Source organism: Spirosoma sp. KNUC1025 (assembly GCF_045160025.1).
Lineage (GTDB): Bacteria > Bacteroidota > Bacteroidia > Cytophagales > Spirosomataceae > Spirosoma.
In genome coordinates this window covers 6,289,076-6,313,105 of sequence record NZ_CP087139.1, presented here as the reverse complement: position 1 = coordinate 6,313,105, position 24,030 = coordinate 6,289,076, and the positions used below count along the sequence as shown (strand labels likewise).

General features: G+C 50.2%; 23 protein-coding genes. 19 read left to right on the top strand and 4 right to left on the bottom strand.

What is annotated here, in order from left to right; all coding sequences use genetic code 11:
* The first annotated feature begins 246 nt into the window (after positions 1 to 246).
* The 4 genes from LN737_RS27650 to LN737_RS27635 are packed head-to-tail and all read left to right on the top strand — an operon-like array spanning position 247 to position 3,098.
* On the top strand, positions 247 to 765 hold the full coding sequence (locus LN737_RS27650) for an RNA polymerase sigma factor (RefSeq protein WP_405513987.1): 519 nt from the start codon (positions 247 to 249) through the stop codon (positions 763 to 765).
* Entirely contained in the window at positions 749 to 1,543 is a 795-nt protein-coding gene (locus LN737_RS27645; RefSeq protein WP_405513985.1) for a HEAT repeat domain-containing protein, read from the top strand. Before LN737_RS27650 ends, LN737_RS27645 begins: the two co-directional genes overlap by 17 nt.
* 50 nt (positions 1,544 to 1,593) lie before the next feature.
* Positions 1,594 to 2,373: a hypothetical protein gene (locus LN737_RS27640; RefSeq protein ID WP_405513984.1), complete on the top strand. Its 780-nt coding sequence runs from the start codon at positions 1,594 to 1,596 to the stop codon at positions 2,371 to 2,373.
* Between the two features lie 23 nt (positions 2,374 to 2,396).
* A complete protein-coding gene (locus tag LN737_RS27635; RefSeq protein ID WP_405513982.1) occupies positions 2,397 to 3,098 on the top strand; it encodes a DUF4097 family beta strand repeat-containing protein in 702 nt (233 codons plus the stop codon).
* Between the two features lie 149 nt (positions 3,099 to 3,247).
* Here LN737_RS27635 and LN737_RS27630 read toward each other — a convergent pair whose 3' ends face one another.
* Complete coding sequence (locus LN737_RS27630; RefSeq protein WP_405513980.1) at positions 3,248 to 4,171, bottom strand: ChaN family lipoprotein; 924 nt, start codon at positions 4,169 to 4,171, stop codon at positions 3,248 to 3,250.
* A gap of 136 nt (positions 4,172 to 4,307) precedes the next feature.
* On the opposite strand from LN737_RS27630, the gene LN737_RS27625 reads away from it, so the two are divergent.
* The 6 genes from LN737_RS27625 (at position 4,308) to egtD (ending at position 10,283) form a co-directional block, all read left to right on the top strand.
* The gene (locus LN737_RS27625; protein WP_405513978.1) at positions 4,308 to 5,303 is read left to right on the top strand and encodes a Crp/Fnr family transcriptional regulator; all 996 of its coding nucleotides are present in this window, start codon (positions 4,308 to 4,310) and stop codon (positions 5,301 to 5,303) included.
* A complete protein-coding gene (locus LN737_RS27620) occupies positions 5,270 to 5,719 on the top strand; it encodes a sensor histidine kinase (protein WP_405513976.1) in 450 nt (149 codons plus the stop codon). The genes LN737_RS27625 and LN737_RS27620 overlap by 34 nt, the downstream gene beginning before the upstream one ends.
* An 82-nt stretch (positions 5,720 to 5,801) precedes the next feature.
* On the top strand, positions 5,802 to 7,463 hold the full coding sequence (locus LN737_RS27615) for an FAD-dependent oxidoreductase (RefSeq protein WP_405513974.1): 1,662 nt from the start codon (positions 5,802 to 5,804) through the stop codon (positions 7,461 to 7,463).
* Positions 7,464 to 7,664: 201 nt separating this feature from the next.
* The gene (locus LN737_RS27610) at positions 7,665 to 7,937 is read left to right on the top strand and encodes a UBP-type zinc finger domain-containing protein (RefSeq protein ID WP_405513972.1); all 273 of its coding nucleotides are present in this window, start codon (positions 7,665 to 7,667) and stop codon (positions 7,935 to 7,937) included.
* An 88-nt stretch (positions 7,938 to 8,025) separates the two neighbouring features.
* Positions 8,026 to 9,225: an ergothioneine biosynthesis protein EgtB gene (gene egtB / locus LN737_RS27605; RefSeq protein WP_405513970.1), complete on the top strand. Its 1,200-nt coding sequence runs from the start codon at positions 8,026 to 8,028 to the stop codon at positions 9,223 to 9,225.
* On the top strand, positions 9,186 to 10,283 hold the full coding sequence (gene egtD / locus LN737_RS27600; protein WP_405513968.1) for an L-histidine N(alpha)-methyltransferase: 1,098 nt from the start codon (positions 9,186 to 9,188) through the stop codon (positions 10,281 to 10,283). The genes egtB and egtD overlap by 40 nt, the downstream gene beginning before the upstream one ends.
* A 15-nt stretch (positions 10,284 to 10,298) precedes the next feature.
* On the opposite strand, the gene LN737_RS27595 is transcribed toward egtD, so the two are convergent.
* From LN737_RS27595 to LN737_RS27585, 3 genes are all read right to left on the bottom strand, one after another.
* Entirely contained in the window at positions 10,299 to 10,535 is a 237-nt protein-coding gene (locus LN737_RS27595; protein WP_405513966.1) for a hypothetical protein, read from the bottom strand.
* Positions 10,536 to 11,200: 665 nt separating this feature from the next.
* Positions 11,201 to 12,733, bottom strand: a complete 1,533-nt coding sequence (locus LN737_RS27590) for a SusD/RagB family nutrient-binding outer membrane lipoprotein (protein ID WP_405513964.1) — start codon at positions 12,731 to 12,733, stop codon at positions 11,201 to 11,203.
* Between the two features lie 60 nt (positions 12,734 to 12,793).
* Complete coding sequence (locus LN737_RS27585) at positions 12,794 to 16,018, bottom strand: SusC/RagA family TonB-linked outer membrane protein (protein ID WP_405513962.1); 3,225 nt, start codon at positions 16,016 to 16,018, stop codon at positions 12,794 to 12,796.
* 463 nt (positions 16,019 to 16,481) lie between these two features.
* Between LN737_RS27585 and LN737_RS27580 the strand changes: the two genes are divergently transcribed.
* The 9 genes from LN737_RS27580 to LN737_RS27540 are packed head-to-tail and all read left to right on the top strand — an operon-like array spanning position 16,482 to position 23,719.
* Entirely contained in the window at positions 16,482 to 17,300 is an 819-nt protein-coding gene (locus tag LN737_RS27580; protein ID WP_405513961.1) for a phytanoyl-CoA dioxygenase family protein, read from the top strand.
* Between the two features lie 56 nt (positions 17,301 to 17,356).
* Positions 17,357 to 18,580: a sterol desaturase family protein gene (locus LN737_RS27575; protein ID WP_405513959.1), complete on the top strand. Its 1,224-nt coding sequence runs from the start codon at positions 17,357 to 17,359 to the stop codon at positions 18,578 to 18,580.
* Between the two features lie 15 nt (positions 18,581 to 18,595).
* Complete coding sequence (locus LN737_RS27570; protein WP_405513957.1) at positions 18,596 to 19,222, top strand: redoxin domain-containing protein; 627 nt, start codon at positions 18,596 to 18,598, stop codon at positions 19,220 to 19,222.
* Positions 19,209 to 20,003, top strand: a complete 795-nt coding sequence (locus tag LN737_RS27565) for a DUF1684 domain-containing protein (protein ID WP_405513955.1) — start codon at positions 19,209 to 19,211, stop codon at positions 20,001 to 20,003. The genes LN737_RS27570 and LN737_RS27565 overlap by 14 nt, the downstream gene beginning before the upstream one ends.
* The gene (locus tag LN737_RS27560) at positions 19,910 to 20,137 is read left to right on the top strand and encodes a DUF1684 domain-containing protein (protein WP_405520550.1); all 228 of its coding nucleotides are present in this window, start codon (positions 19,910 to 19,912) and stop codon (positions 20,135 to 20,137) included. Before LN737_RS27565 ends, LN737_RS27560 begins: the two co-directional genes overlap by 94 nt.
* A gap of 18 nt (positions 20,138 to 20,155) precedes the next feature.
* Positions 20,156 to 20,428 (top strand): hypothetical protein, encoded by a 273-nt coding sequence (locus LN737_RS27555; RefSeq protein ID WP_405513953.1) that lies wholly within the window; start codon positions 20,156 to 20,158, stop codon positions 20,426 to 20,428.
* Positions 20,429 to 20,473: 45 nt separating this feature from the next.
* The gene (locus LN737_RS27550; RefSeq protein ID WP_405513951.1) at positions 20,474 to 21,640 is read left to right on the top strand and encodes a methionine aminotransferase; all 1,167 of its coding nucleotides are present in this window, start codon (positions 20,474 to 20,476) and stop codon (positions 21,638 to 21,640) included.
* 36 nt (positions 21,641 to 21,676) lie between these two features.
* Entirely contained in the window at positions 21,677 to 22,159 is a 483-nt protein-coding gene (locus LN737_RS27545) for a DUF4395 domain-containing protein (RefSeq protein ID WP_405513949.1), read from the top strand.
* Between the two features lie 33 nt (positions 22,160 to 22,192).
* Positions 22,193 to 23,719: an arylsulfatase gene (locus LN737_RS27540; protein ID WP_405513947.1), complete on the top strand. Its 1,527-nt coding sequence runs from the start codon at positions 22,193 to 22,195 to the stop codon at positions 23,717 to 23,719.
* Positions 23,720 to 24,030 lie beyond the last annotated feature (311 nt).

The window sequence follows — 24,030 nt, the reverse complement described above, 5'->3', positions numbered from 1 at the left end:
TTTCAGGGGATTTAGGGTGAAACAGACCAATAAAGCCCGATACATATACACATATAGACCACAATTAGCGTGGTGGCATACCTACGGCAGGCAAGAACACACGTACACACTCGCTATGGACATCCCATCGCTACGCGATCAATTCGATGCTGATTTCACGTAATACATAACATGGCAACAAGCCTATTCCAATTTTTTTTTTCCTGCTTGTAATGTTTTTTGATTTCAGTCGTCTTTGTCACTGAAATGGATCTACAAGCCTTTAAGCAACGCATACTGCCCGTTCAGGGACGCCTTTTTCGGCTGGCTCAGCTGTTTCTGCGCAACCGCGAAGAAGCTGAAGATGCCTTGCAGGATGTGTTACTCAGGCTCTGGACAAATCGGCAGCAGCTGGATGCGTACCACAGCGTCGAAGCACTGGCTGTGCAGATGACCAAAAACCTGTGCCTCGATAAACTTAAGGCTCACAATAAACAGAAAACCACGGATGAGACCGATATGCAGAGTCTGCACGCTGCCAGTATTTCGCCTTATCAGCAGGTTGAATTTGCCGACAGTGCCGAGCTGATTCGCAATTTGATTGATGCCATGCCCGACCAGCAGAAGCTGATTCTTCACCTGCGCGACGTGGAGGAATACTCATTCGAAGAGATTGAACAGATAACCGGACTGAGTGTCAATAACATTCGGGTGATTTTGTCGCGGGCCCGCCAACGACTGCGGGATAATTATGTAAAAGCGAACGACTATGAAGCAGGACATTGAAAAGCTGCTGGAAAAATATTACGAGGGCGAAACCTCACTGGCTGAAGAAAAGCAACTCCGTAATTACTTTCAGCAGGAAACCATACCAACGCATCTACAGCCTCATGCTGAGCAGTTTCGCTATTTTGCCAACCTGCGGACTCAGCATCCGTCAACTGCGGCTCTTAACCAGCTGGCAAACAAGCTAAACGCCCCTGAACCAGCCCGGATTATTCGGCTAACATCCTGGAGCATGCGTCTGGCAGCCGGTGTGGCGCTGTTGCTCGTCGGATTTGCAGGCGGACGGTTCTACGACCAATGGCACTCGAAAACAGACAATGGGCTACCCCCGAACGTAGCGGCCAATGACGTAATACCGATGCAGGAAATGAAAAAAATACTGGCGTTCGAGCATCATCCCAAAACGTCGGCCAGCGACCGGATTCAGGCCATTAATCAGAGTTATGAACTCACACATGCCGATCAGGATATTACGCAACTGCTGATAAATACGCTGAATTTCGATGCGAATGTGAACGTACGGCTGGCTGCCTGTCAGGCGTTGGCTCACTTCGAAAATGAGCCGAGTGTGCGAGATGGACTCATTCAATCACTGAAAATACAGACCGACCCCAACGTGCAGATTACGCTCATCGAAGTGCTTGTGGCTATCAAGGAAAAACGTGCCGTGGAGGAAATGCAGCGACTGGCGCAGAATCAGCAGGCACTGGACGTGGTGCGGCTAAAGGCCGAAGAAGGCGCAAACAGCCTGATTCATGGCAAAAATTCACCTTCATAAACAGAATAATTCACGCAGTACCACTTATTAATTTAACTCAATATCCATTCATGAAAAAATTCCTTCTGCTGGGCTTCGGCCTGGCGTGGTGCCTAAGCACGGCCAGGGCACAGGATTACAAAACCAAACTGACTAACTCGAAAGACCGTAAAGTCACGATTGAGATGGACGCTTCCCAGCTCAAAATTGAAGGCTACAACGGCGATGAAGTTATTATTCAGGCATCCTCGGGCTATGAAGCTCCGCCCGAACGGGCAAAGGGTCTGAAACCGATTTACAACACGGCCGTCGATAATTCGGGTATCGGGTTAGCTGTAACGCAGGAAAGTGGCGGGCTAAAAATCGAAAAAGCGGCTCGCAAGCAGATCAATTACACGATCAAACTGCCCCGCAAAGTGGCGATTTTGTACCAGGAAACAAATTGGCACGGGTCAAAAATTACCATAAGCAACATGGATGGCGACCTGGAAATTCGTACTAACAACTCGGCAATTGATCTCAACAACGTAATGGGTCCGGTGGTTGCGAATACGATCAATGGCGAAGTGAACATTGTTTATTCCGGCCTAAGCCAGGAAAAGCCGACCGCAATTTCCACGATCAACGGGCCAATCGACATTACGCTCCCGGCCAATGCCAAAGCCAATCTGAAACTAAGTTCCATTCAGGGCGAAATGTATACCGACTTCGATCTGGGCGTAAAAAACACCAAAGACGGCATGGCAAAAGTAGGTGGCGGGCGAAACATCGACGGATCGACGAACGGCGGTGGCGTCGAAATACAACTCAAGACGATCAACAGCAATATCTATATCCGCAAGCAAAAATGAGCATCTTTCCTCATCCTACTCCCATGAAAATCAGTGTATTCCTCCTCTTTCTGAGTCTGTTGCTTCGCCCGGCGTTTGCGCAGAAAATCATCGAAAAATCGTTGCCCGTTACGGCCGGTCAGCTCGTTAATCTGAATCTGAAATTTGCTGACAGCATCCAGGTTCGCTACTGGGACAAACCAAACGTATCGGTACGTATTGCGGTCACAATCAATAGCGGGAAATTGAACGATGCCCTGACCGTAACGACTGGGTCAACAGATAAAGAAGTCAGTGTAAAAACGGATTTCGACAAAGAACTTATTAAGCAAGGCAAAGACGCAGATTGTCCCGACAAGAGGTATCATTCGATGCACACGGATCGCGACGGTAAAGGATACACGATTTGCAGCGAGATCAATTACCAGGTATTCGTTCCCCGACAGGCACAGTTGAAAGTGGAAACCATCAATGGCAACATCGACATTCAGGGAGCAAACGGGCCGGTTTTTGCAAAAACCATTAGCGGATACGTCGATATGAGCTGGCCAAAATCGAAAGGCGTAAATCTGGCCATGCAAACCATTACAGGCGAGGTGTATTCGGACCTGGACATTGATTTCAAGACGAAAAAAGAAAAGAACCCAATTGTTGGCTACCTGCTGGAAGGTACCGTTAACGGTGGCGGGCCCAATGTGCGTCTGGAATCGATCAGCAACAACGTTTATTTACGAAGAAAGGATTGACTGTAGCCTGTTGTAATCAGGACTTCACCTGACGCTTTATAAAAGCAATTTCTTTTCTAATCTGTTTCACCCCCCGGCCCTCTGAAGGAGGAGCAATCCAGTCTTGGAGAACTTTCCTTTCAGGGGACGGGGGTAAAACAGACTTGAAATCAATACGTTTTGGTCATGTCGTCGGGAATGGCCAGCACAAAATCAGCAAGATGTTGATTTTCACGAGCGGGGTGATCGGGGTCAGGAATTTCTACCGATGAAAGCGTAACGATTTTCAGGTCGGGCCGTTGTTTGCGCAGATACCAGACAATCCCCTCGAAATTTTTCGAATGGTAGTCTCCATTAAAATGGAGCATCGTTTGGCCCGGCTTTAGGTTCTGCAGAATGAAATACGCCATTGTGGCATCTTTAATGGCCTGAGCACGGGCAAAATTGGCAGTCATGTCGGTGTTGGCGCCATGTGGATTTGCAGGCGATGAACCAGTATTTCCGCCATGCGACGACTCCGACATCATTTTTATCATCGCCTGATAACCGGGGAGTGTCAGATCGACCGTAAGGGGTAGGGGGACGATTTGTCCTTTTGCTTCGGCCGAAAGCGTGTCAAGTGAAGCCAGCCCCTGCCGCGATACCTGCCGGGCATACCGACGCGGTACGTTAGTCGCCACGAAGGGGATGCGCTGTTCGCGGGCGAAGTCAGCAATCGGCTTGTAATCAGTATTGAAATTTGGCCAGAGCCGGGCCTGATCCGCCAGTTCTTTCCCTGTGGTACGTCCCTGTACGTAATCGCTCAGTGCCGTTTGATTGTCCGTTTCAAACATCTCCGCACCCAGCACCAGATTTCCTTTCTTTTCAGCCTGTAAGTCTTTCGTCAGGCGCAGTTCCAGCCAGTGGCAGATCGGATTATTGTGCAGTTCACCGAACAGAACAACGTCAGCATCCGTAGCCTGACGTACTAATTTCGCATACGTAGTGGCCTTTAGCTCAGGCGTATAGAGCCGATAAGCCGGTTTGTCGGGGCCACCCGGGTGGGGCCGGAAGGCGAAAGCCATCATACAGAATAAAATTAAGGTCGCTCGCATGTATGTAGGTTGTATTGAAGCCATCAATTTTGGAAGCTTCGGGAAGTTCAGAGGAGCCTGTATGCGTTCTGTAACGAATAGCGTGTATATTTAGTTAGTCGTCCGGCTATTTGAAGGCTATCCTCTTTCCGTCAACATGAATTTACTAGAAAACCTCCGCTTATTTCCTGCTTTTGAACAAGTTCCTGATGATCAACTTCAATGGTTTATTGACCGTGCTGAAGAAATAACGTTTCCGGCCGAGTCTGTTATTTACAAACCCAACGAACAGGTCGATTATTTGATTCTGTTACTGGAAGGCCGTATCCGCGTCGATACAGGCGCCAATGGGTCCGGCGATGAAATTATCAGCTACGATCCGCACTCGATTCTGGGTTTACTGCCGTTTTCGCGGATGAAAAGCATTCCCAACCGGCTGGTTGTTGAGAAAAAAGCCCGAACGCTTCGGTTGCATCGGGATCATTTGCGGGAACTGATCGACTCCTGCTATGAGCTAACGGAAGCCTTTGTGCATCAGATGACTACCCGAATCCGGGATTTCACAAAAATGACTCAGCAAACCGAAAAAATGGCGTCGCTGGGGCGCTTATCGGCTGGCCTTGCTCACGAGTTAAACAATCCGGTAGCTGCCGTTGTGCGCTCGGTCGATACGCTCAAAAATCACCTCCGGGCTACCCCTGAAGCGTTTAAAACCGTAATGGAGCTGAAACTGGATGAGGAGCAGGTTGATTCTGTAGGGGCCGTGTTTTTCGGAAAGGTAGACGAGCAGCTGGCCGGTAGCGCCAAAAAACAACTGACGCTGCTTGAACGGAGTAGCCGGGAAGATGAACTGACCGATTGGCTCGACGATCACGGCGTTGATGATAGTCTGGACCTGGCAGGGCCATTGGTTGATTTTGGTATGTCGGTCGATGATCTGGACTGGCTGCTGGAAAAAATCGGGGATGAGAACCTGGAAGGCGTAGTGAACTGGATTGTCAATAATCTGGTAACCGAAAAGCTGGTGCTGGATATCAGCGAAGCTTCTAAACGTATTGCTACGCTGGTCGGTTCCATCAAGAATTATACCCACATGGATCGGGGGGCGGCAAAGAAGCCGTGCAGCTTGGCGAAGGAATTCGCAGTACGGTAACGCTGCTGGACCATAAAGTAAAAAGCAAACATATTGATCTGACGATCAGCATCCCCAGCGATTTGCCAGCTGTTTGTGGGTGGCCCGGCGAGCTGAACCAAGTATGGACCAATCTGATCGACAATGCCATCGATGCCCTGCCCGATGGCGGAAAACTGGAGATCTCCAGCGAAACTGATCATCAGGCAGAAGGACTGGAGTTTGTACTGACCAGAATAGTTGATAACGGTCCGGGAATTCCTGCTGATATTCAGGACAAAATCTTTGAACCCTTCTTTACCACAAAGCCTATTGGCAAAGGCACCGGTCTTGGCCTGGATATTGTACACGGTGTGATCAAGCACCATAATGGTTCCATAAAGGTTAATTCAAAACCCGGCCATACTGAATTCAGTGTGTGTCTCCCTGTCGAATGATTGAATTGTCGAATGAGTGAATTACAAGCCTGTAGCTCTTCATTCAACAACTCAATCATTCAACAATTCAATCATTCAAACTATGCGTCTTCCTATAATTTTCTCCATTGACGACGACCCGCAGGTATTGAAAGCTATTCAGCATGATTTGCGGCAGCAGTACAGACGGAAATACCGTATTATGGCCACCAGTTCGGCCAGGGAAGCACTCGATTCGCTGCCTGAGCTGAAGAAGCAGGGCGAGGAAGTCGCTCTTTTCCTGTCGGATCAGCGGATGCCCGACATGACGGGCGTTGAGTTTCTGACGGAGGCCCGCAAGGTATACCCCAATGCCAAACGCGCTTTGCTGACGGCTTACTCCGACATCGATGCGGCTGTCCGGGCTATCAACGAGGTTCAGCTCGATTATTATATTGCCAAACCCTGGGACCCGCCCGAAGAAAAACTGTACCCGGTTCTTGATGACTTACTCGACGACTGGCAATCGGATTATCGGCCCGGTCATGATGGGCTAAAACTGATTGGCTACCAGTTTTCACCGCGCTCCCATGAGTTAAAGGATTTTCTGGCGGGTAATCTATTCCCGTATCGGTGGCTCGATATTGAAAGTGACCCCGCTGCGCAGGAATTGCTTGAATTGCACGGGGCAACGAACAAAGACCTGCCAGCCGTAATTCTTGAAGATGGAAAGCTACTGCTTCAACCTAAGCTCAGCGATCTGGGCGAAAAACTGGGGCTGAAGCCTAAAGCATCCCAAAGTCTGTATGATCTGGCAATTATTGGCGCTGGCCCTGCCGGACTGGCAGCTGCCGTTTACGGTGGCTCAGAAGGGTTGAAAACCATTATGATCGACAAACGGGCGCCCGGTGGTCAGGCTGGCACAAGTTCGCGGATTGAAAACTACCTTGGGTTCCCCAGTGGCTTAAGCGGAGCCGATCTGACCCGACGCGCTATTAGTCAGGCGCAGCGTTTTGGTGTCGAATTTTTAGCACCACAGGAGGTAATTTCCATTCGGTCGCAGGGGCAGTACAAGCACATCAGTATGGCCGACGGCAGCGAAGTTGTTACGCGGGCGGTTATTCTGAGTACGGGTGTGGCTTACCATAAACTGGAAAACGAAAGCCTGGACAAATTCACTGGAGCGGGCGTTTACTACGGTGCCGCTACTACTGAAGCCTATGCCTTCAAAGGTAAACCGGTGTACATTGTTGGTGGTGGAAATTCGGCCGGGCAGGGAGCCATGTATCTCTCCCGAACAGCCTCCGATGTGTTTATCTGCGTTCGCCGTTCGGATCTGACCGAAACCATGTCGCAATATTTGATCGATCAGATTGCGAACACGCCAAACATCACCGTACTGGGTTGCACCGAAGTTGTAGAAGCCCTGGGTAAGGAACGGATGGAATGTCTGGTTCTGGAAAATATGGACACGAAAGAGCGGAAAACCGTTCAGGCAGCCGGGCTATTCGTTTTTATCGGTACCAAACCGTTCACCGATTGGATCGAAATGGACATTATCAAAGACCCCAAAGGGTTTATTGCTACAGGTCGTGATCTGGCTAAGTATGCCGACTTCAAAAAAGTCTGGCGCTATAACCGGGAGCCGTTTGCCCTCGAAACGTGTAGTGCGGGTATTTTTGCGGCTGGCGATGTTCGTGCCGGAGCGATGAACCGAGTCGCATCGGCCGTGGGCGAAGGAGCTATGGCCGTAAGTTTCGTTCATAAATACCTGGCAGAAAACTAATACAGGTTTGCCTTTTTACCCCTAAATCCCCTGAATTCGAATTTGAAAAAAGTCACCTTCAGGGGATCTAGGGGTAAAAAGCTAGCTACAACGCAAGTATGCCCCGTTTGTCAAAACCCTGATAAGATTAGCTCTAAAGTATAATGTTAGACAGTCTCTGAGATCACAATTCAATGATTGCCGATTTCCTTCCTCATTACTATGCTTAAACAAACCATTTGCGAACACCTCGCCAACCTGACAGAATTGCGTACGGCTACAGAGTACGTTTGTGAAGAATGCGTCAAAACCGGCAGCTCGTGGGTACATCTGCGCACTTGCCAAACCTGTGGCGTTACGCTCTGTTGCGACTCATCGCCCAATAAACATGCAACCAAACATTTTCATCGGAGCGAGCATCCGGTTGTCGCGTCAGCCGAACCGGGCGAGCGGTGGCTCTGGTGTTTCGTTGATGAGCAAATGGTGACGTACTAAACAAGGAGTACATATTCTGGTTTACTATTTACGGTATTCGGTTTTGCGTCAGCTACCGCAAATCGAATACCGTAAATTATTAATCTGAATGATCGCTGAACAAACACTTACCCAACAATATCTTCGTGTAAGGGCACATTCTGAAGCCATATGTGCAGGGCTTGAAACGGAAGACTACGTTGTGCAGCCCGTCGTGGATGTTAGTCCGCCCAAATGGCACCTGGGACATACAACCTGGTTTTGGGAAACATTCGTTCTGGTGCCTAACGCGCCTGATTACCGCATTTTTCACGAAGATTTCAGCTACGTATTTAATAGCTATTATGAAACCGTTGGCAAACGGGTGTTACGTACCGACCGGGGTAACCTTAGTCGGCCGACGGTAGCTGGCGTATATGCGTACCGTTCTTACGTAGACGAGCAGATGAGTCGGTTTCTGGATACTGCCTACCTCTCCGATGAGCTGTATGCCCTGATTCTGCTTGGTCTGAATCACGAGCAACAGCATCAGGAATTGCTCATCACCGACATCAAATACATTCTAGGCCATAATCCGCTACTGCCGGTTATCCCTATGCCCGCTGTGACAGAGCTGGAAAACCGGATGGCATTGCAGAGCAGCCGGGAGTCAGTACGTATACCCGAAGGCATTTACACCATTGGTTTTCAGTGGGCATCCAGCCGAAATGCAGAGTCGTTTTGCTTCGATAATGAACTGGGCGTCCACAAAGTTTATCTGAATGATACAACGCTTTCGGGGAACCTGATTACCAATGGTGAGTTTCTGGAATTTATCAATGCAGGCGGTTACCAGCATTTCCGGCACTGGCTTTCCGACGGCTGGGCGTGGGTTCAGGCAAACCAGATTCAGGCGCCGATGTACTGGCACCAAATTGACGGTACGTGGTGGAATTATACATTCGATGGCCTACAGCCTGTTGATACTAGTGCACCGGTTTGTCACGTCAGTCAGTACGAGGCCGATGCCTTCGCCCGCTGGCGGGGTAAACGTCTGCCAACGGAGTTTGAGTGGGAAGCAGCCGCCGATCAACTGAACTGGGGTTCGCGCTGGGAGTGGACGAACTCGGCTTACTTGCCTTACCCGGGTTTTACAACCGCCGATGGAGCCGTTGGCGAATACAATGGAAAATTCATGAGTGGACAAATGGTGCTGCGTGGGGCTTCGGTAGCTACACCCGAGGGGCATTCCCGTCCGACGTATCGCAACTTTTTTCAACCTGACAAACGATGGCAATTTACAGGAATACGGCTGGTGGAGAATATGTAGAGCAGGGAGCCTGGAGCGCGGAACCTGGAGCAAGGGGCACAGAGGAAGGAGTCAATGATGTTGATACGTTACCCCAGGCATCAGGCCCTTTGCCCCCTGCATCCTCACCACTGGCCAATGAAGTGCAGGTTGGTTTGCAGCAGACCCCCAAACGGTTGTCGTCGCGTTTTTTTTACGATGCGGAGGGGAGCCGGATTTTTGCGGAAATTATGCGGTCGCCGGATTATTATCTGACTCGTTCGGAATACGAAATTCTGGATACGTACAAGGCCGATTTGCTACGGTACGTAACGACGAACAATCGGCCGTTTGATCTGGTGGAGCTAGGCGCGGGCGATGGGCTGAAAACGAAAATTCTACTCGGCTACTTCGCTGACCAACACGCCGATTTTACGTATGCACCGGTTGATATTTCTGCCGCTGCCCTTGAGGAATTAGTCGTGGGTATCCATCAGAAATGGCCGGATTTGCGGCTCAACCCCCGCCATGAGGATTATTTCAGAGCACTTGAACACCTGTCCGAAGAAACCACCGATCAACCAGCGAGCCCTCGGCGGGTCGTGCTGTTCCTTGGGTCGAATATTGGCAATTTCACGCCCGAAGAAACCCTGGATTTTTACCGGCAGCTATACGATCGGCTTCAGCCGGGTGATGTGGTGCTAACGGGTTTTGATTTACAGAAACATCCGGCCATTATCCATACCGCCTACAACGACCGGCAGGGACTGACGCGGGCGTTTAATCTGAATCTGCTCCGACGTATCAATCGTGAACTCGACGCCAATTTCGATCTGGCCGCTTTCGATCATTATGAACTGTACAATCCCGAAACGGGGGAAGCAAGGTCGTATCTGGTTAGTCAGAAAGCACAGCTGGTTCGGATTGATGCGCTGGACATGGACGTACCGTTTCAGTACGGAGAAATCATTCACACGGAAATTTCCCGCAAGTTTACCCGATTCCAGATCGAAGAACTGGCTCAGGCAACCGGTTTCAGCGTAGCGGGCTGGTTTACGGATTGCAAAGGCTACTTTGCCGACGTATTATTTGAACGATAAGAGGGACTAAAAGGGTTAACCTGCCTGGCCTAAAAAATACATAGCGGCCAGTAATCCGGCCATTAATGCAGACCAGCCCACTACACGTCGAAAGCCTGGTGTGGGTCCGCTACGTAGTACCTGAACACCCAGCGGGATCAGCGCTATACACAGGCCCACCGTAGCCAGAATCGCTACCAGCGAACTACCTTTCAGTACGCCAAGCATTAGTCCCGACATCATGCTCAGCGCAATGGAACGAACCAGGTTCATAACGCCGGAAAGGTAAGCGCCGATTGCGAGTATCGTCCAGCCGAAAAAGATGGCTGCCGAAGAGTATGGCCACGATGTGAAAAGCACCATACGAATCCGCAACAGCCTTTGTGGCCTGTGTCAGGTTTTGCACCCGAACAAGCTGAAAGGCCAGATGATTAATGCCATAGTGAAATGTGCGGGCAAACAGTCCCATTATCACGAACGTTCCACCCCAAAGCGCCCAGCCAGGTCTTGTTTGGCCAACCAGGTTGACCAGGGTAATAATAGCTGGCCACAGTAGGATGTTTCCGGCCAGAAACAGGCTGTAGGAGGTAGTTATGAGATCAGGATGTTCATGATAAGCTCTCAGCTGTTCAGGAAAGAAAAAATGGAACTGAATGCGGAGCAAACCTCCTGCCAGAAGAAGAATAGGTCCGATTATCAAGGACGTTCCGCCTATCCAACGGCCGGGAAACCAGAATCTTTGCCTTAGAAACGAAGCTGTTTTTGTTGCTACCATTGCCCATCTACATTTTCAAAATGAAGGTAGGTAATGTAAAGTACTAGGCAATACACATTACACAAGTGGTTTTACAATGAAATAAACGGCGGCTCCGCACTTGACCAAAATAAACAAGCCCGGCCATCGGGCCGGGCTTGTTTGTTGGCAAATAATGTTTGGCTTACTGCTTGTCCCACCAAACGCGGGTGTCCAGGTTATCTGGTCCCTGCCGGGTAATGGCCTGGTTAACCTGTTGCTGGTTGACCGAGATTTCTGAGTCAGGGTAACTGAGCCGGTTAATGAAGTTGCCCTTGATTTCCTTTCCCGGATAGGGGTTAGGCGTCAGTGCGGGGTAACCACTCCGGCGGAAATTGGCAAACGCTTCCGGCCCATTCAGGAACGAAGCTACCCAATACTGCGTGTTGATCAGCTCCAGCGCTTTGGCCGCATCGTATGGATTTTTCTGCAAATACGTAGCAATATCGGCGTCAGCTATAACTGTGGTTGTCCCGTAATCGGCAAGCTGTTTCATGTGAGCCGTTACGCCTGCGTTGTAAAAATCAGCTGCATTGCCCGTTGTCCAGCCCCGTTGAACGGCTTCGGCAAGCAGTAGCTGCGTCTGGGCATACGTAACCAGAAATGTAGGAGCCGTTAAGCCGCCCATACGGGTCCGGTCCAGTTGTGAATAATCGTAAAAACTGGCCAGTCCATCGGCGGTAGCCCGCGCTGGTATTGTCCCATTGTCATATCCCAGGGGCATCCCGATTTGTACAGCGGGATCTTTGCTGGCCTTAGCCGCCGTTTGCTCGGGTCCGCTCTTAGCGCCAACGTAACGCACAGCAATCGCCGTCAATCGGGGATCGGAGTTTGTTTTCAGATAATCAACAAAGTTTTTCGTCAGGTAATAGTTGGCCGCTTCGGTTGAGTTGAGCGTAGTGCCAACCGGGTTCTGGTAGTTGGCGTTGTTGCGAACCGCAGCGTTGTCGGCATTCGACTGCATAAGTCCACCCGCTACGGCTTTCTGAACGGTCGACTGTGCCAGTGTAGGGTTCACCTTAACCAGACGCATACCGGCCCGCAGCAGAACTGAATAGCTGAATTTTTTCCATTTGGAAATATCGCCACCGAACATAATTTCACCGGCTTCCGTGGGCTTGGTCGCATCCAGGGCGGCTGCGGCTTCGGGAAGCTCTTTGAGAATATCATTATAGATACTCTCCTGCGTGTCGTATTTCGGCCGGATGTTTGAGTTTAAGTACCCCAACCCGGCTTCGGTGTAAGGAATGTCGCCATACGTATCGGTCAGTACCATTGATACGTACGCTTTCCAGATTCGAGCCATATTGTACAGGTTGCTCCGGCTGGCATCCGATTTCGTTTTGGCCAGAACATCGACCAGGTAGCGGACGTTATCGCGGTAATACCGCTGCCAGAGGGCAGCGTTGGCCCCGGCCGATCCGCGGTTATCGATGTTGAAATTCCCACCAGACAGAATCCCGGAGTTCGGCGAAAACATCTGCTGTACAATCGGCTCCTCAAAAATCAGTATCTGCGAGGGGTAGGACGTATTGACAATCGCGTTGTTAAACGTGAAGACCGGATTCAGCGCCGTGGCTGCCGTTGGGTTTGTGTTCAACTGGTCGAATCCGTTTTCGCAGCCGCTTAGGCTGACCAGGGCCGCTACCAGAGGTATATAAAATAATGTCTTTTTCATGGGTAAAGAGTTGAGGCTTTGGTGTATGGAAGTAAGCATCAGCCACACACCCAAGCCTTTTTAGAACCGAACATTTAAGTTGAAACCAATGCTACGTGTGGTAGGCAGACCCGTTGATTCCAGCCCTACGAGGTTGTCGGAGCTGAAGCCAAATTGCTCAGGATCGATATTGGGTACCCATTTTTTGAGAATCGCTACGTTGTTCGCTACAGCACTGACGCGAATGCCTTTGATGAACAGCGATTTGGGCAGGAACCGGGTGAAATCGTAGCCCAGGCTGATCTGACGCAGTTTCCAGAAACCAGCATCATAAATAACCTGCTCGCCGAGGCTTTTCGAACGGCCCACCGAATAGTAGTCCTGCACAAACGCCCGAACAGCGTTGACTTCCCCTTTGTCGTTGACGCCCACACCCACCATTTTATTGTCCTGCTCACCCCGGCCTACCAGGGTTTCTTTCTGCAATCCGTGGCGGAACGCATTCAGGTTCGTGCCCGACATCATTTTACCACCCAGCTTGAAGTCGACCAGTACCGATAGGCTAAGTCCTTTGAAATTGAACGTGTTGGTAATACCGCCTACGTATTTGGGTAGCGCTGAGCCAAACGAAATCGGGGCTGGTGTCCGGCTGGGGATACCATCGTTTCCGTGAACAATACGGCCTTGTGCATCGCGCAGGTATCCATAGGTGTAAAGCTGGCCCAATTCCTGACCGACAACCTGCCGAAGTTCACCTACATAAACACCGGTACCGACCACAATCTGTTCGGCCTGCTTGTCATTGTTATAGTCTTTGCCGGGGGTTCCATCATCGTCGGTTAGCAACCGGAGGAGTTTCGTTTTGTTGTATGACCCGTTCAGGGTAACATCCCAGGAGAAATCTTTTGTCCGGATTGGCGACAGATTCAGCAATACTTCAATACCCTGGTTACGGCTTTCCCCGCTGTTGATCAGTGTGCTTGTATATCCCGATGCATCTGACGTTTGAGCGGCCACGATCTGATCGCTGGTGATCTTGTTGTAGTAAGCCACATCCAGACCAACGCGGCTGTTGAACAGTTTCAACTCCAGGCCAACTTCGGTTTCGGCAACCCGGCTGGGTTTGAGCGTAGCACTCGGTACGGTGTTCGACGTGATATTGCCCACAGGCTGGCCAGCTCCGGCCGGATTGGGGAACAGGTTAGCCGCAACGGCATAGAACAGGTTGTTCGAGTAAGGCGCTACGTCACCGTCGCTACCAACCTCGGCATAAGCCGCTCTGAGCTTACCGAAGTTCAGCCATTCGGGCATCTTATTGAAGGCCTGCGAAAACACAAAACTTCCCGTTACAGATGGATACAGGATGCTGCGGTTGGCTGGGGCAAGCGTCGAGAACCAGTCGTTACGGATGGTTCCATTTATGAATAATACGTCTTTGTAAGAAAACTCAGCCGCTGCATAGAGCGAGTTTACTTTACGTTCGCTGAGCCCGTAAAGCGGGTCTTTTACACGGCCGTTCTGCGGAACATACAAGCCTCTCACAATGAAATCCGTAACCAGTACGCTGTTCAGATCGCTCCGGCGATACAGCTGGTTTCCACCAAGTGTCAGGTCTACACCAATAGCGCCAAATTTGCGATTGGCGCCGATCAGGAAGTCCGCATTTAACTCGCGGAACCGGCGGGACTCCTGTACGTAACGACCATTGACGAATCCGGCGGGTGCCGCTGCCAGCGAAGCCTGACCGGTCGGGAAGTTATAATCCTGATCGCGCGACCAGTAATCCTGACCAACGCGGCCCTGTAGATACAGCCAGTCCGTGAAGTTGTAGCGGGCTGAAATATTGCCGAACAACCGATCCCGGCGGATGTTTTCGAATTTGTAATTGAGGACGAAATAGGGGTTCGTCCGGTTCATGAACCGTGAATAAATAAACTCATTGCCCGTAGTCGGGTTGATCTGGTTCGCTTCCAGTACGTCGAGCGGCATGGAGTTGGCCAGTGTATAAATTACGGTAGGCGTACTGTTGTCCTGTTGAGCGATCTGGGGTGGGTTTTTGTTGTATTCATTCGAATAGTTGATGGTTCCCGTTACGGTCAATCTGGACGAAAGGTTATAGCTAAAGCCGAGGTTGATGGTTTTCCGGTTGTAGCTGTTATTGCGGGTGATGCCTTTGTTGTCCAGATTGGCCACCGAAAGATTGAAGCCGCCCTTCTCGCTGCCCGACGATACTGAAATGGAGTTTGTCCAGGTTGACCCGTCGCGATAGAACGTATTAATCCGATTGCGCACGGGCTGATACGGCACCGTTACGCCACCAAACAAAACCTGCGTTTGTCCGGCAAACTTCTCGCCAAAGCTCCACACGCCCGACGTTGGGTTGGGGGCGGTTGGGCGTACGCCATACTCACCCTGACCGTATTCGTACTGATAATCCGTGTAATCGAGTGGGTGGTCACTCGTGAAGTTTGAATTGTAGATCACCCCAATACCCTGGCCATTGCCTTTCGTTTTTGTTGTGATCAGAATGGCGCCGTCTTTAGCCCGTGAGCCGTACAGAGCCGCTGCTGTACCGCCCTTCAATACGGTCATGCCTTCAATATCGTCGGGGTTAATGGACGAAAGTCCATCCCCACCATCCGAATAGTTGTCGCCATTCCGGTTACCAATGGAGTTATCGCTGCCTGTATTCCCGTTGTTTTGTCCAAAGTTGGTGTTGTCGATTGGAACACCGTTGACCACAATAAGTGGACTGTTTTGCCCCGAAAATGACGATTGGCCCCGAATCCGGATTTTACTCGTACCCGCTGCGCCCGTGCCGAGGCTGCTGATGTTTACGCCCGCAATTTTCCCTTGCAGGGCATTCATGAAGTTAACGGTACGGTTTGTCGTTACCTGTTCGGGATTTACAATAGCGGTAGCATAGCCAAGTCGCTTGGCTTCTTTTTTGATACCAAGCGCCGTAACCACAACTTCCCCCAGGTTCTGTTCCGCTTCCTGTAGCGTAATGGTTAGCTGGGTCTGATTGCCGATGTCAAGCGTTTGGCCGGCAAAGCCAATGGCGCTGAAAACCAGCGTTGAATTGGCTGATACGTTCAGGGTAAAATTCCCATTGCCGTCGGTGGTGGTTCCCAACTGGGTGTTCCTGACCAGGATATTTACCCCTGGAATAGCCTGCTGGTCTTTACTGGAAATAACCTTGCCTGTTACCCGGCGATCCTGCGCCTGGGCAGTGAGTGTGAGTAGAAAAGCTGCCCATAGCAAAAGACCCCAGGCGCTAATCCTTGTTCGTAAAGTGTGTTTCATTATAAGATGGGTAGTTTGGGTGTATATTCGAATAGAACAATTTATTCCCCATTAGTTGAAAATCATAAAGTAAAAATTATCATGTATCTACTACACAATTTAGGTTTGAGATTAAAAAATTTGGAAATGTAAAAATCACTATTCACCTTTGTCTATTGAATTAGGAGGTTATTGAAAAAGTCCAGTACACATATATGAAATTCGACCAACACACGCAAAACGCCAGGTACGCCAATCGTACTGCTGAAACCCTCATCCTTAATACGATGATGGGTATGTGTTGTCGATGCTAACTTAGGGTAGGGCAGTATGCTTTTTATGCATCCATTGATCACCAGCCCGCTCATTACCTAATCACCTTGTAATCTGTTTTTTCGGGCAAACAATTGTTTGCTTTTTCATAAACTTAAATACTATACTTAATCTGTATAGTAAGTATTTTTAAAGCTTAATGTATACAGCGATGATAGTTGCAGAAAATCCAACAGCCGTTCAATCTTCTTTGGTACTGAGTCCGGATCAAACGGCTTTCTTTGAAAAAAATGGCTTTCTCCACATTAAGGGCTTCGTTGACCGGGATGTTGTTCAGCTCTTTCTGAGCGAGCTACAGCGAATTGAGGCCAACTGGATTGCCGAGAATGTCGATAAAATCAATGGTACACCCATTAAGTACGGCCGTGATGAGCATGGCCAGCCAATCGTCCAGCGGTTTGCCTTTGCCTCTTTGTTCAGCCCTGTGCTGCATGAATTTTTGCAGGATGAGCGCCTTAAAGTGCTTACGCAATTGCTACAGCCGTATGAGGGACGTATTGGCGAGGAAGAAAAAGATGGGCTGGTCGTGAACCACTACGTTCGTACGCCCGAGAGCAATTTTTCGCGGATGGGGTGGCATACCGATAGCCCCCGCGATCTGTTTCTGGGTCATCGCATCCGCCCCATGTTGAATGTCGGGCTGCACCTGGATGACTGCCCCCAAACCAACGGAGGATTGCGGGTGTTGCCCGGAACGCATAAGCAGAACACTTTACTGACCTTATTCCGGAAACGGCAGTTTATCGATCATCGGCCCGATCCGCGTGAAGTTGGGTTCGATATCGAAGCGGGCGACCTGACCATTCATAACGGCAGTTTGTGGCACCGGGTCGAGCAGTCGCCGAATCTGGGTGCTGAGAGCCGTCGGCGGGTTATGTACATCCCGCTCGTTACGGGCAATTATCAACCCAAAAACGCAGCTAGTAAAACTCCATTTTACCATCGGCTGGGCCGCAAAATTATGCGCTGATACAACTTGCCGGATCCCGTATGGGTGCCTATCAATAACCACTGACGACTCTGCTCATGCATTTCAACTGGCTCGCGTTTGCTGTTCCGCTGTTTCTGTCCCTGATCGGGCTGGAATACCTCGTTGCGAAACGACAACATAAATCGTATTTCCGCTTCAACAATACGGTTGCGAATCTGAACGTCGGGATTGCAGAACGATTGCTGGACAGTTTCACGGTTGGCGCGTTTTATTTCGTGTACGAGTATCTGCATCGGCATTATGCCCTGTTCGAGATTCCGTCAAACGTCTGGGGGTGGATCGGGCTGTTGATCGCAACGGATTTCGTCTGGTACTGGTATCATCGGCTGGCGCACGAAATCAATATTTTCTGGGCTGTGCACGTAGTACATCACCAGAGTGAAGATTTCAATTACACGGTTTCGGCACGTATCACGATTTTTCAGGCAGTTGTCCGAACGGGTTTCTGGTCCATTTTGCCGGTTATCGGGTTTCCGGCCGAAATGATAACCACCATTCTGCTGGTTCACGGACTGTATCCGTTTTTTATTCATACACGTACCATCGGCAAATTGGGCTGGCTCGAATACGTACTTGTTACGCCTTCCCACCATCGGGTACACCACGCCAGTAATCCACAGTATCTGGATAAGAATTACGGCGACATGTTTATCATCTGGGATAAGCTGTTCGGTACGTTCATCGAAGAAGATGAAGAACCTGTGTATGGTCTGACCAAGCAACTTGATAGCCATAGTTTTCTGTGGCAACATTTTCACGGCATGCTCGAAGTAGGGGTAGCTACCTGGCGCGCAAACGGTTGGTCGGCAAAACGGACTGCCTTGTTTGGTCGGCCCGATAGCGTCGATCCTGCCATTCGTGAAGAGCTGGAAAGTCGCTTCCTGTCGGCCGATGCAGCTGGGCGTTCGGCGGTTCATAACAGAACCAGGCGTTTCCGTGGATACGTTGCCGGCCAGCTGATCGGTACGTTACTGATCCTGTTTGGGTTTTTGTTGTTCGATACCTACGTACCAGGCTATCTCCAGTTTTTAACGGCTTTATTTATTCTGCTGACCCTGATCAACTGTGGGGCTTTACTCGAACAACGGCAGTGGGTACTTTATCTCGAAATGGGTCGGATAGGGGTGCTTTGGCTGGCTTTGTACGGATTACTGGGCAATCCAATGCTCATTGTGCTGGGCTACATCGGTGCGCTGTCGCTCTGGGTTTATTTCTCGTTCATCCAGAAGCGATATTTTCAATTGGTATATGGAATTTAAAAAGTAAACACGATCATGACACTTGAATTTGAAAATGAATTAGGCGATATTCGGACAGTTGACAGTAAGCAGTATCGCTCCAAAACAGAACGTATACAGCCGTTGGTAACGGGCGACCTGGCTCCCTTTTTCAGGCTCACTGGCGCACCCAGCAACTGGCAAACGTCCGTTTATACGCAAAATACTGTTGAGCGCAGCACATCGCTGCTCGATCTGGTTAGCGCCCGGCCCCTGGTCGTGAGTTTTTATTGCCCATGCTGGGGGCGTTACGCTCGCCCGTATCTTGAATCGCTAGTTCAGCTTAACCAGGGCTTGCTTGCGGCTGGCGCTGAGCTGGTTGTGTTCTCTAACGAATCGCCAAAGGTGCTTGAGCGGCAGATGAAAGGACTTGAATTTCGGGTGGCTTACGATGCTGAATCAACGGTAGCCCAGCGTTTCGGCGTGTTCAGTGAAGATGACCCGCTCTGGGAACGTGTATCGGGCATATCGGAGGAGGCTTTTACACCCGCTTTGTATATAGTTGGTCCGGGTCGCCGGATTGCGTACCATTTTCTGGATGAGAATTTTGATCGTCCGCTTGATCAGGATACCATTTTCAACGTCGTTCGCGACCTTAACATCGCCCATTATGAGACACACTAAGGAATTTTCCCGTCCGTTAAATCCGTATTCCCGGTTCTTCTTTGGTTTATGGGCGCTGGTCATGTTGTCAATAGTAGGGTTCCGGATTGCCGATGGACCATCGTATAAGGCACAGGTGGAAGAGTGGCATCAGAACCGCGTAAATTCGCTGAAAAGCGAAAATGGCTGGCTGAATCTGGCGGGGCTGTTCTGGCTGAACGAAGGCAAAAACTCGCTGGGTCGCGGCTCGGACTTCGACGTACCATTTCCGGTGGCTGGTACGCCTACAGCACTTGGGTCAGTCGATCTGCAAAATGGTGAGGTTCTGTTTGTTCCGAAGGCAAACGCGGCTGTAACGGTCGATGGAAAGGCCATAACGGAGCCAGTTCGTATATTCTCCGCAGGCAGCAAACCAGCGGTGCTGGCTACTGGCTCGTTACGTTGGGTGATCATCAAGCGTGGCGATAAGTATGGCATTCGACTGCGGGATCTGGAGAGCCCTTTTCTGAAAGATTTTCATGCTATTGACCGTTATCCGGTTGATGAGAACTGGGTGGTGAAAGCCCGGCTTGAAAAACCTGAAACGCCCCGAACCATTCCAATTCTGAACGTATTGGGACAAACCACACCAACCCCCTTAGTCGGTACGCTGGTGTTTGAGAAGGGGGCAAAACGTATCGGCTGGATGCCGTTGGCGAAGAGGATAAGCTGTTCATTCTGTTTGGCGATGCCACCAACGCGCACGATACGTATGGGTCCGGCCGGTTTTTATACGCGGATAAAGCTAGCCCTGAGGGATTAACGACGCTCGATTTTAATCGGGCGATCAATCCGCCCTGTGCGTTTACACCGTATGCAACCTGCCCATTGCCACCGAAACAGAATACGCTGGCCTTTGCCGTAACGGCCGGAGAAAAACGCTACGATAATCACTGATTTTACGGCATACGTTGCATGAAAAGTGAACAAAATCATAAGCGTGCGGCTTACTTTCTTGGGCTACCGTATCAGGATCAGCTGAACGTAATCTGGCAGCGGGGCATCTTACTCGAAGCCCGACGAATTCCCGGTTTCTGGCTTCATCTGTACGCCGTCGATTCTTTTTTTGTCGAGATATGGGTATGTCAGCGCCGTTATGACGTAACGCTGGTTCGGTTGCTGGATTCCATAAACGAGCTGGAGCCGTATATTGACAAGATTTCACTCGACACATTATTACCAAATTAAGAGCTGGCAGTAACGATCACTGTTGGTTCCTGACTATTTCTGGCAATGCTTAGAAACACGTTGGCTGCCCTAGGGCTGCCGTCGAAACTCCCGAACGTTGGTACGACCATTTTTACGGTGATGTCGAAGCTGGCGGCTGAAACCGGAGCGATTAACCTCTCGCAGGGATTTCCGGGCTTCGACTGTTCACCCGATCTGGTATCGTTGGTGGAGCGGTATTTACGGAATGGGTTTAATCAATATGCCCCCATGACGGGTGTGCCGGCACTACGGGAAGCACTGGCGCAGAAAACGTTCGAGCTGTATAACGTAGCGTACAATCCCGATACGGAAGTAACGGTTACGTCGGGAGCTACAGAAGCTATTTTTGCGGCCGTTACGTCGGTAGTGCGGCCCGGCGATGAAGTAATCGTGCTTGAACCCGCCTATGATAGCTACGTACCAGCTATTGAACTGAACGGTGGAATTCCGGTATATGTGACCCTAACTCCGCCCGATTATGCCATTGACTGGCAGTCGGTTGCCGACAAAATCACGGATAAAACACGGCTTATTCTGGTGAATACGCCCCACAATCCAACCGGCTACGTCTGGACCCGGAATGACCTGAACCAATTGGCCGACCTCGTTCGTGACCGCGATATCTGGATTGTGAGCGATGAAGTATACGAGCATATCCTGTTCGATGGAAGAGCGCATTATTCGTTGATGACCCATCCCGAATTGCAGGAGCGGACTTTTGTGGTTGGTTCGTTCGGGAAAACGTTTCACATTACGGGCTGGAAAATTGGCTACTGTCTGGCACCCACGGCGCTGACAACGGAGTTCCGGAAGATTCATCAATACCTTACGTTCAGTACCGTCACCCCAATTCAGTACGCGTTGGCCGACTACCTGAGCGAACCAGACCATTATCGGCAACTGCCTGATTTCTATCAGCGCAAGCGGGATTTGTTTCTGGCTGGGCTGCAAAATTCACGGTTTACGTTTACGCCCGCGCAGGGAAGTTTCTTCCAGACCGTATCATATGCGGCCGTTTCTGATGAGCCGGATTACGATCTGGCAATACGGTTGACCCGCGAAATTGGCGTTGCCTCAATTCCGGTGTCGGTGTTTTATCACCGGAAAAACGATTACAAAATTCTGCGATTCTGTTTTGCGAAAGATGACGCCATTCTGGAAGAAGCGGCTGCCCGACTGAGTCGCTTATAGGAACTAACAGCTTCGTTACGAAATCAACCTGTACGTATGGAAAAGACAAAATCTAATGAACCACTGAACCCGCCTGCGACTTTTCGCTCACCGACGCTGGAATGCCCCGTTGATGGCGTCAAAGTAAACGAATACAAAGTACGAACCGTGGCTTTTCTGATCCTGCTGACAACGCTGGCTTACCTGTTGACATCGTACTGGCTTCTGCCACTCATTTTAATGGTTGATTTTGCCCTGCGTGCGTTCGATTATAGTCAGTTCAGCCCGTTTGCTCAGCTGAGTGGCCGGATTGTCAAAACATTAAATTTTCCGGTTCTGCTCATCGATCAGGCACCCAAGCGGTTTGCAGCTGGTGTTGGGTTGGTTTTCGCGATCATAATTATCGGGCTTCAGGGACTAGGCATCAGTACGCTGGTGGTGGCGGGTATACTGGCTGTCTTTGCCGCTTTAGAATCGTTAGCGGGTTTTTGTGCCGGTTGTTACGCATACACCTTCCTGCTGCCATTTCTAAAAAAATAACCATAGCCCAGGCTCCGGTCTGCTATGTTACGTATGAAGAAAGCCCTTCTTATCGCCATAGCGCTGGTGAGCTTTGGTGTTCTACGACCGAGTTACGCTCAGCAGAAGCCGAATATCGTTCTGATTTATGCCGATGATCTGGGATTTGGGGACCTGAGTTGCTACGGTGCTACGAAGATCAAAACGCCCAACATTGATCGCGTCAGTGCTGAAGCGCTGCGGTTTACCAACGCTCATGCTTCATCGGCAACCTGTACGCCCTCCCGGTATTCGTTGCTGACCGGCCAATACGCCTGGCGGAAATCGGGCACTGGTATTGCGCCGGGTGATGCCGCTCTTATTATCCCAACCAATCGGCGGTCGATGCCGGGTATGCTGCAAAAAGCGGGTTATAAGACAGCGGTGGTGGGTAAGTGGCACCTGGGTTTAGGTCCCAAAGGCGGACCCGATTGGAATGGCGATATAAAGCCCGGCCCGCTTGAACTTGGCTTCGATTACTCGTTCATCCTGCCCGCCACCGGCGACCGTGTCCCCTGCGTCTACGTAGAGAACCAGCGTGTAGTTGGGCTAGATCCCAGTGACCCGATTCGGGTGAGTTATGAAGCCCCCGTTGGCAATGAGCCCACCGGAAAAGACCACCCCGAATTGTTGAAAATGAAATTTTCGCACGGGCACGATCAAACCATCGTGAATGGCGTTAGCCGGATCGGGTACATGAGCGGGGGCAAATCGGCTCGCTGGGTTGATGAAGATATTGCCGATATGCTGACCCGTAAAACGATTCAGTTTATTGAAACCAGTCAAAAACAGGCCCAGCCCTTTTTTGTCTATTTCGCTACCCACGACATCCACGTACCGCGCTTGCCGCACGCTCGCTTTCTGGGCAAAAGCGGCTTGGGCCCACGGGGAGATGCCATTCTGGAGTTAGACTGGACAGTTGGTGAAATTACCAAAACCCTCGATCGATTGGGGCTCAAAGAAAATACGATGCTTATTATCAGCAGCGACAATGGCCCGGTTGTGGACGATGGCTATCAGGATCAGGCGGTTGAGAAGTTAAATGGCCATACGCCTGCCGGTCCGTTGCGTGGGGGTAAATACAGCGCTTTTGATGCCGGAACACGGGTACCGTTTATTGTGCGGTGGCCTGCTCAGGTAAAAGCTGGTGTATCAGACGTACTGCTAAGTCAGGTCGATCTGTTTGCTTCGTTTGCGGCTATGGCGGGTCAATCGCTGGGTGCCGGTGAAGCGCCCGACAGTTTCAATGCCATCAATGCCATTCTCGGAAAAACGAAAGAGAACCGGACGTATGTCGTTGAACAAGCGCTGAACGGGACACTTTCTATTATCAAAGAAAACTGGAAATACATTGAGCCGAGCAACGGTCAGAAAGTGAACAGGTTTACGAACACTGAATTAGGAAATGACCCACAACCGCAGTTATATGACCTACGTAACGATTTGGGCGAAACCCGTAACGTAGCCGCTCAAAATCCACAGGTGGTTAAGGAGTTAACGGCGTTGTTGCAAGACGTAAGAGCCAAAGAGCAAAGTCGGTAAGGCAACTTTGCCCCCAATTGATGACCTGTATAGATAGAATAAAATAAAAGCCAGACAACACGAAGTTACCTGGCTTTCTGTTTTACTCTGTGTGCGGACTGAAGGTACGTTTCAAGCACCGGCAGAACTACTTCGAGCAAACTATGAATCTATAACCTGAATGGCTGCGAATTGTTTAACTATTTGCCTGACTTTTGGAGAAATCCTCCGTTTTACGGGCTAATGTGAAAATATAACAGATTATTTTGCATAAATGTTGAAAAAACTCAAGTAATCATATATTGATATATTGTTTATTAAGCAAGTATGTT

What these genes read in the sequence shown, in the direction of transcription:
- LN737_RS27550 (WP_405513951.1), top strand. Translation starts at nt 20,474, where the DNA reads ATGCTTAGAAACACGTTGGCTGCCCTAGGGCTGCCGTCGAAACTCCCG.
- LN737_RS27540 (WP_405513947.1), top strand. Translation starts at nt 22,193, where the DNA reads ATGAAGAAAGCCCTTCTTATCGCCATAGCGCTGGTGAGCTTTGGTGTT.
- LN737_RS27640 (WP_405513984.1), top strand. Translation starts at nt 1,594, where the DNA reads ATGAAAAAATTCCTTCTGCTGGGCTTCGGCCTGGCGTGGTGCCTAAGC.
- LN737_RS27570 (WP_405513957.1), top strand. Translation starts at nt 18,596, where the DNA reads ATGACACTTGAATTTGAAAATGAATTAGGCGATATTCGGACAGTTGAC.
- LN737_RS27635 (WP_405513982.1), top strand. Translation starts at nt 2,397, where the DNA reads ATGAAAATCAGTGTATTCCTCCTCTTTCTGAGTCTGTTGCTTCGCCCG.
- LN737_RS27580 (WP_405513961.1), top strand. Translation starts at nt 16,482, where the DNA reads ATGATAGTTGCAGAAAATCCAACAGCCGTTCAATCTTCTTTGGTACTG.
- LN737_RS27650 (WP_405513987.1), top strand. Translation starts at nt 247, where the DNA reads ATGGATCTACAAGCCTTTAAGCAACGCATACTGCCCGTTCAGGGACGC.
- LN737_RS27645 (WP_405513985.1), top strand. Translation starts at nt 749, where the DNA reads ATGAAGCAGGACATTGAAAAGCTGCTGGAAAAATATTACGAGGGCGAA.
- LN737_RS27590 (WP_405513964.1), bottom strand. Translation starts at nt 12,733, where the DNA reads ATGAAAAAGACATTATTTTATATACCTCTGGTAGCGGCCCTGGTCAGC.
- LN737_RS27555 (WP_405513953.1), top strand. Translation starts at nt 20,156, where the DNA reads ATGAAAAGTGAACAAAATCATAAGCGTGCGGCTTACTTTCTTGGGCTA.
- egtD (WP_405513968.1), top strand. Translation starts at nt 9,186, where the DNA reads ATGGCAATTTACAGGAATACGGCTGGTGGAGAATATGTAGAGCAGGGA.
- LN737_RS27625 (WP_405513978.1), top strand. Translation starts at nt 4,308, where the DNA reads ATGAATTTACTAGAAAACCTCCGCTTATTTCCTGCTTTTGAACAAGTT.
- LN737_RS27595 (WP_405513966.1), bottom strand. Translation starts at nt 10,535, where the DNA reads ATGAACCTGGTTCGTTCCATTGCGCTGAGCATGATGTCGGGACTAATG.
- LN737_RS27585 (WP_405513962.1), bottom strand. Translation starts at nt 16,018, where the DNA reads ATGAAACACACTTTACGAACAAGGATTAGCGCCTGGGGTCTTTTGCTA.
- egtB (WP_405513970.1), top strand. Translation starts at nt 8,026, where the DNA reads ATGATCGCTGAACAAACACTTACCCAACAATATCTTCGTGTAAGGGCA.
- LN737_RS27615 (WP_405513974.1), top strand. Translation starts at nt 5,802, where the DNA reads ATGCGTCTTCCTATAATTTTCTCCATTGACGACGACCCGCAGGTATTG.
- LN737_RS27630 (WP_405513980.1), bottom strand. Translation starts at nt 4,171, where the DNA reads ATGCGAGCGACCTTAATTTTATTCTGTATGATGGCTTTCGCCTTCCGG.
- LN737_RS27610 (WP_405513972.1), top strand. Translation starts at nt 7,665, where the DNA reads ATGCTTAAACAAACCATTTGCGAACACCTCGCCAACCTGACAGAATTG.
- LN737_RS27545 (WP_405513949.1), top strand. Translation starts at nt 21,677, where the DNA reads ATGGAAAAGACAAAATCTAATGAACCACTGAACCCGCCTGCGACTTTT.
- LN737_RS27575 (WP_405513959.1), top strand. Translation starts at nt 17,357, where the DNA reads ATGCATTTCAACTGGCTCGCGTTTGCTGTTCCGCTGTTTCTGTCCCTG.
- LN737_RS27565 (WP_405513955.1), top strand. Translation starts at nt 19,209, where the DNA reads ATGAGACACACTAAGGAATTTTCCCGTCCGTTAAATCCGTATTCCCGG.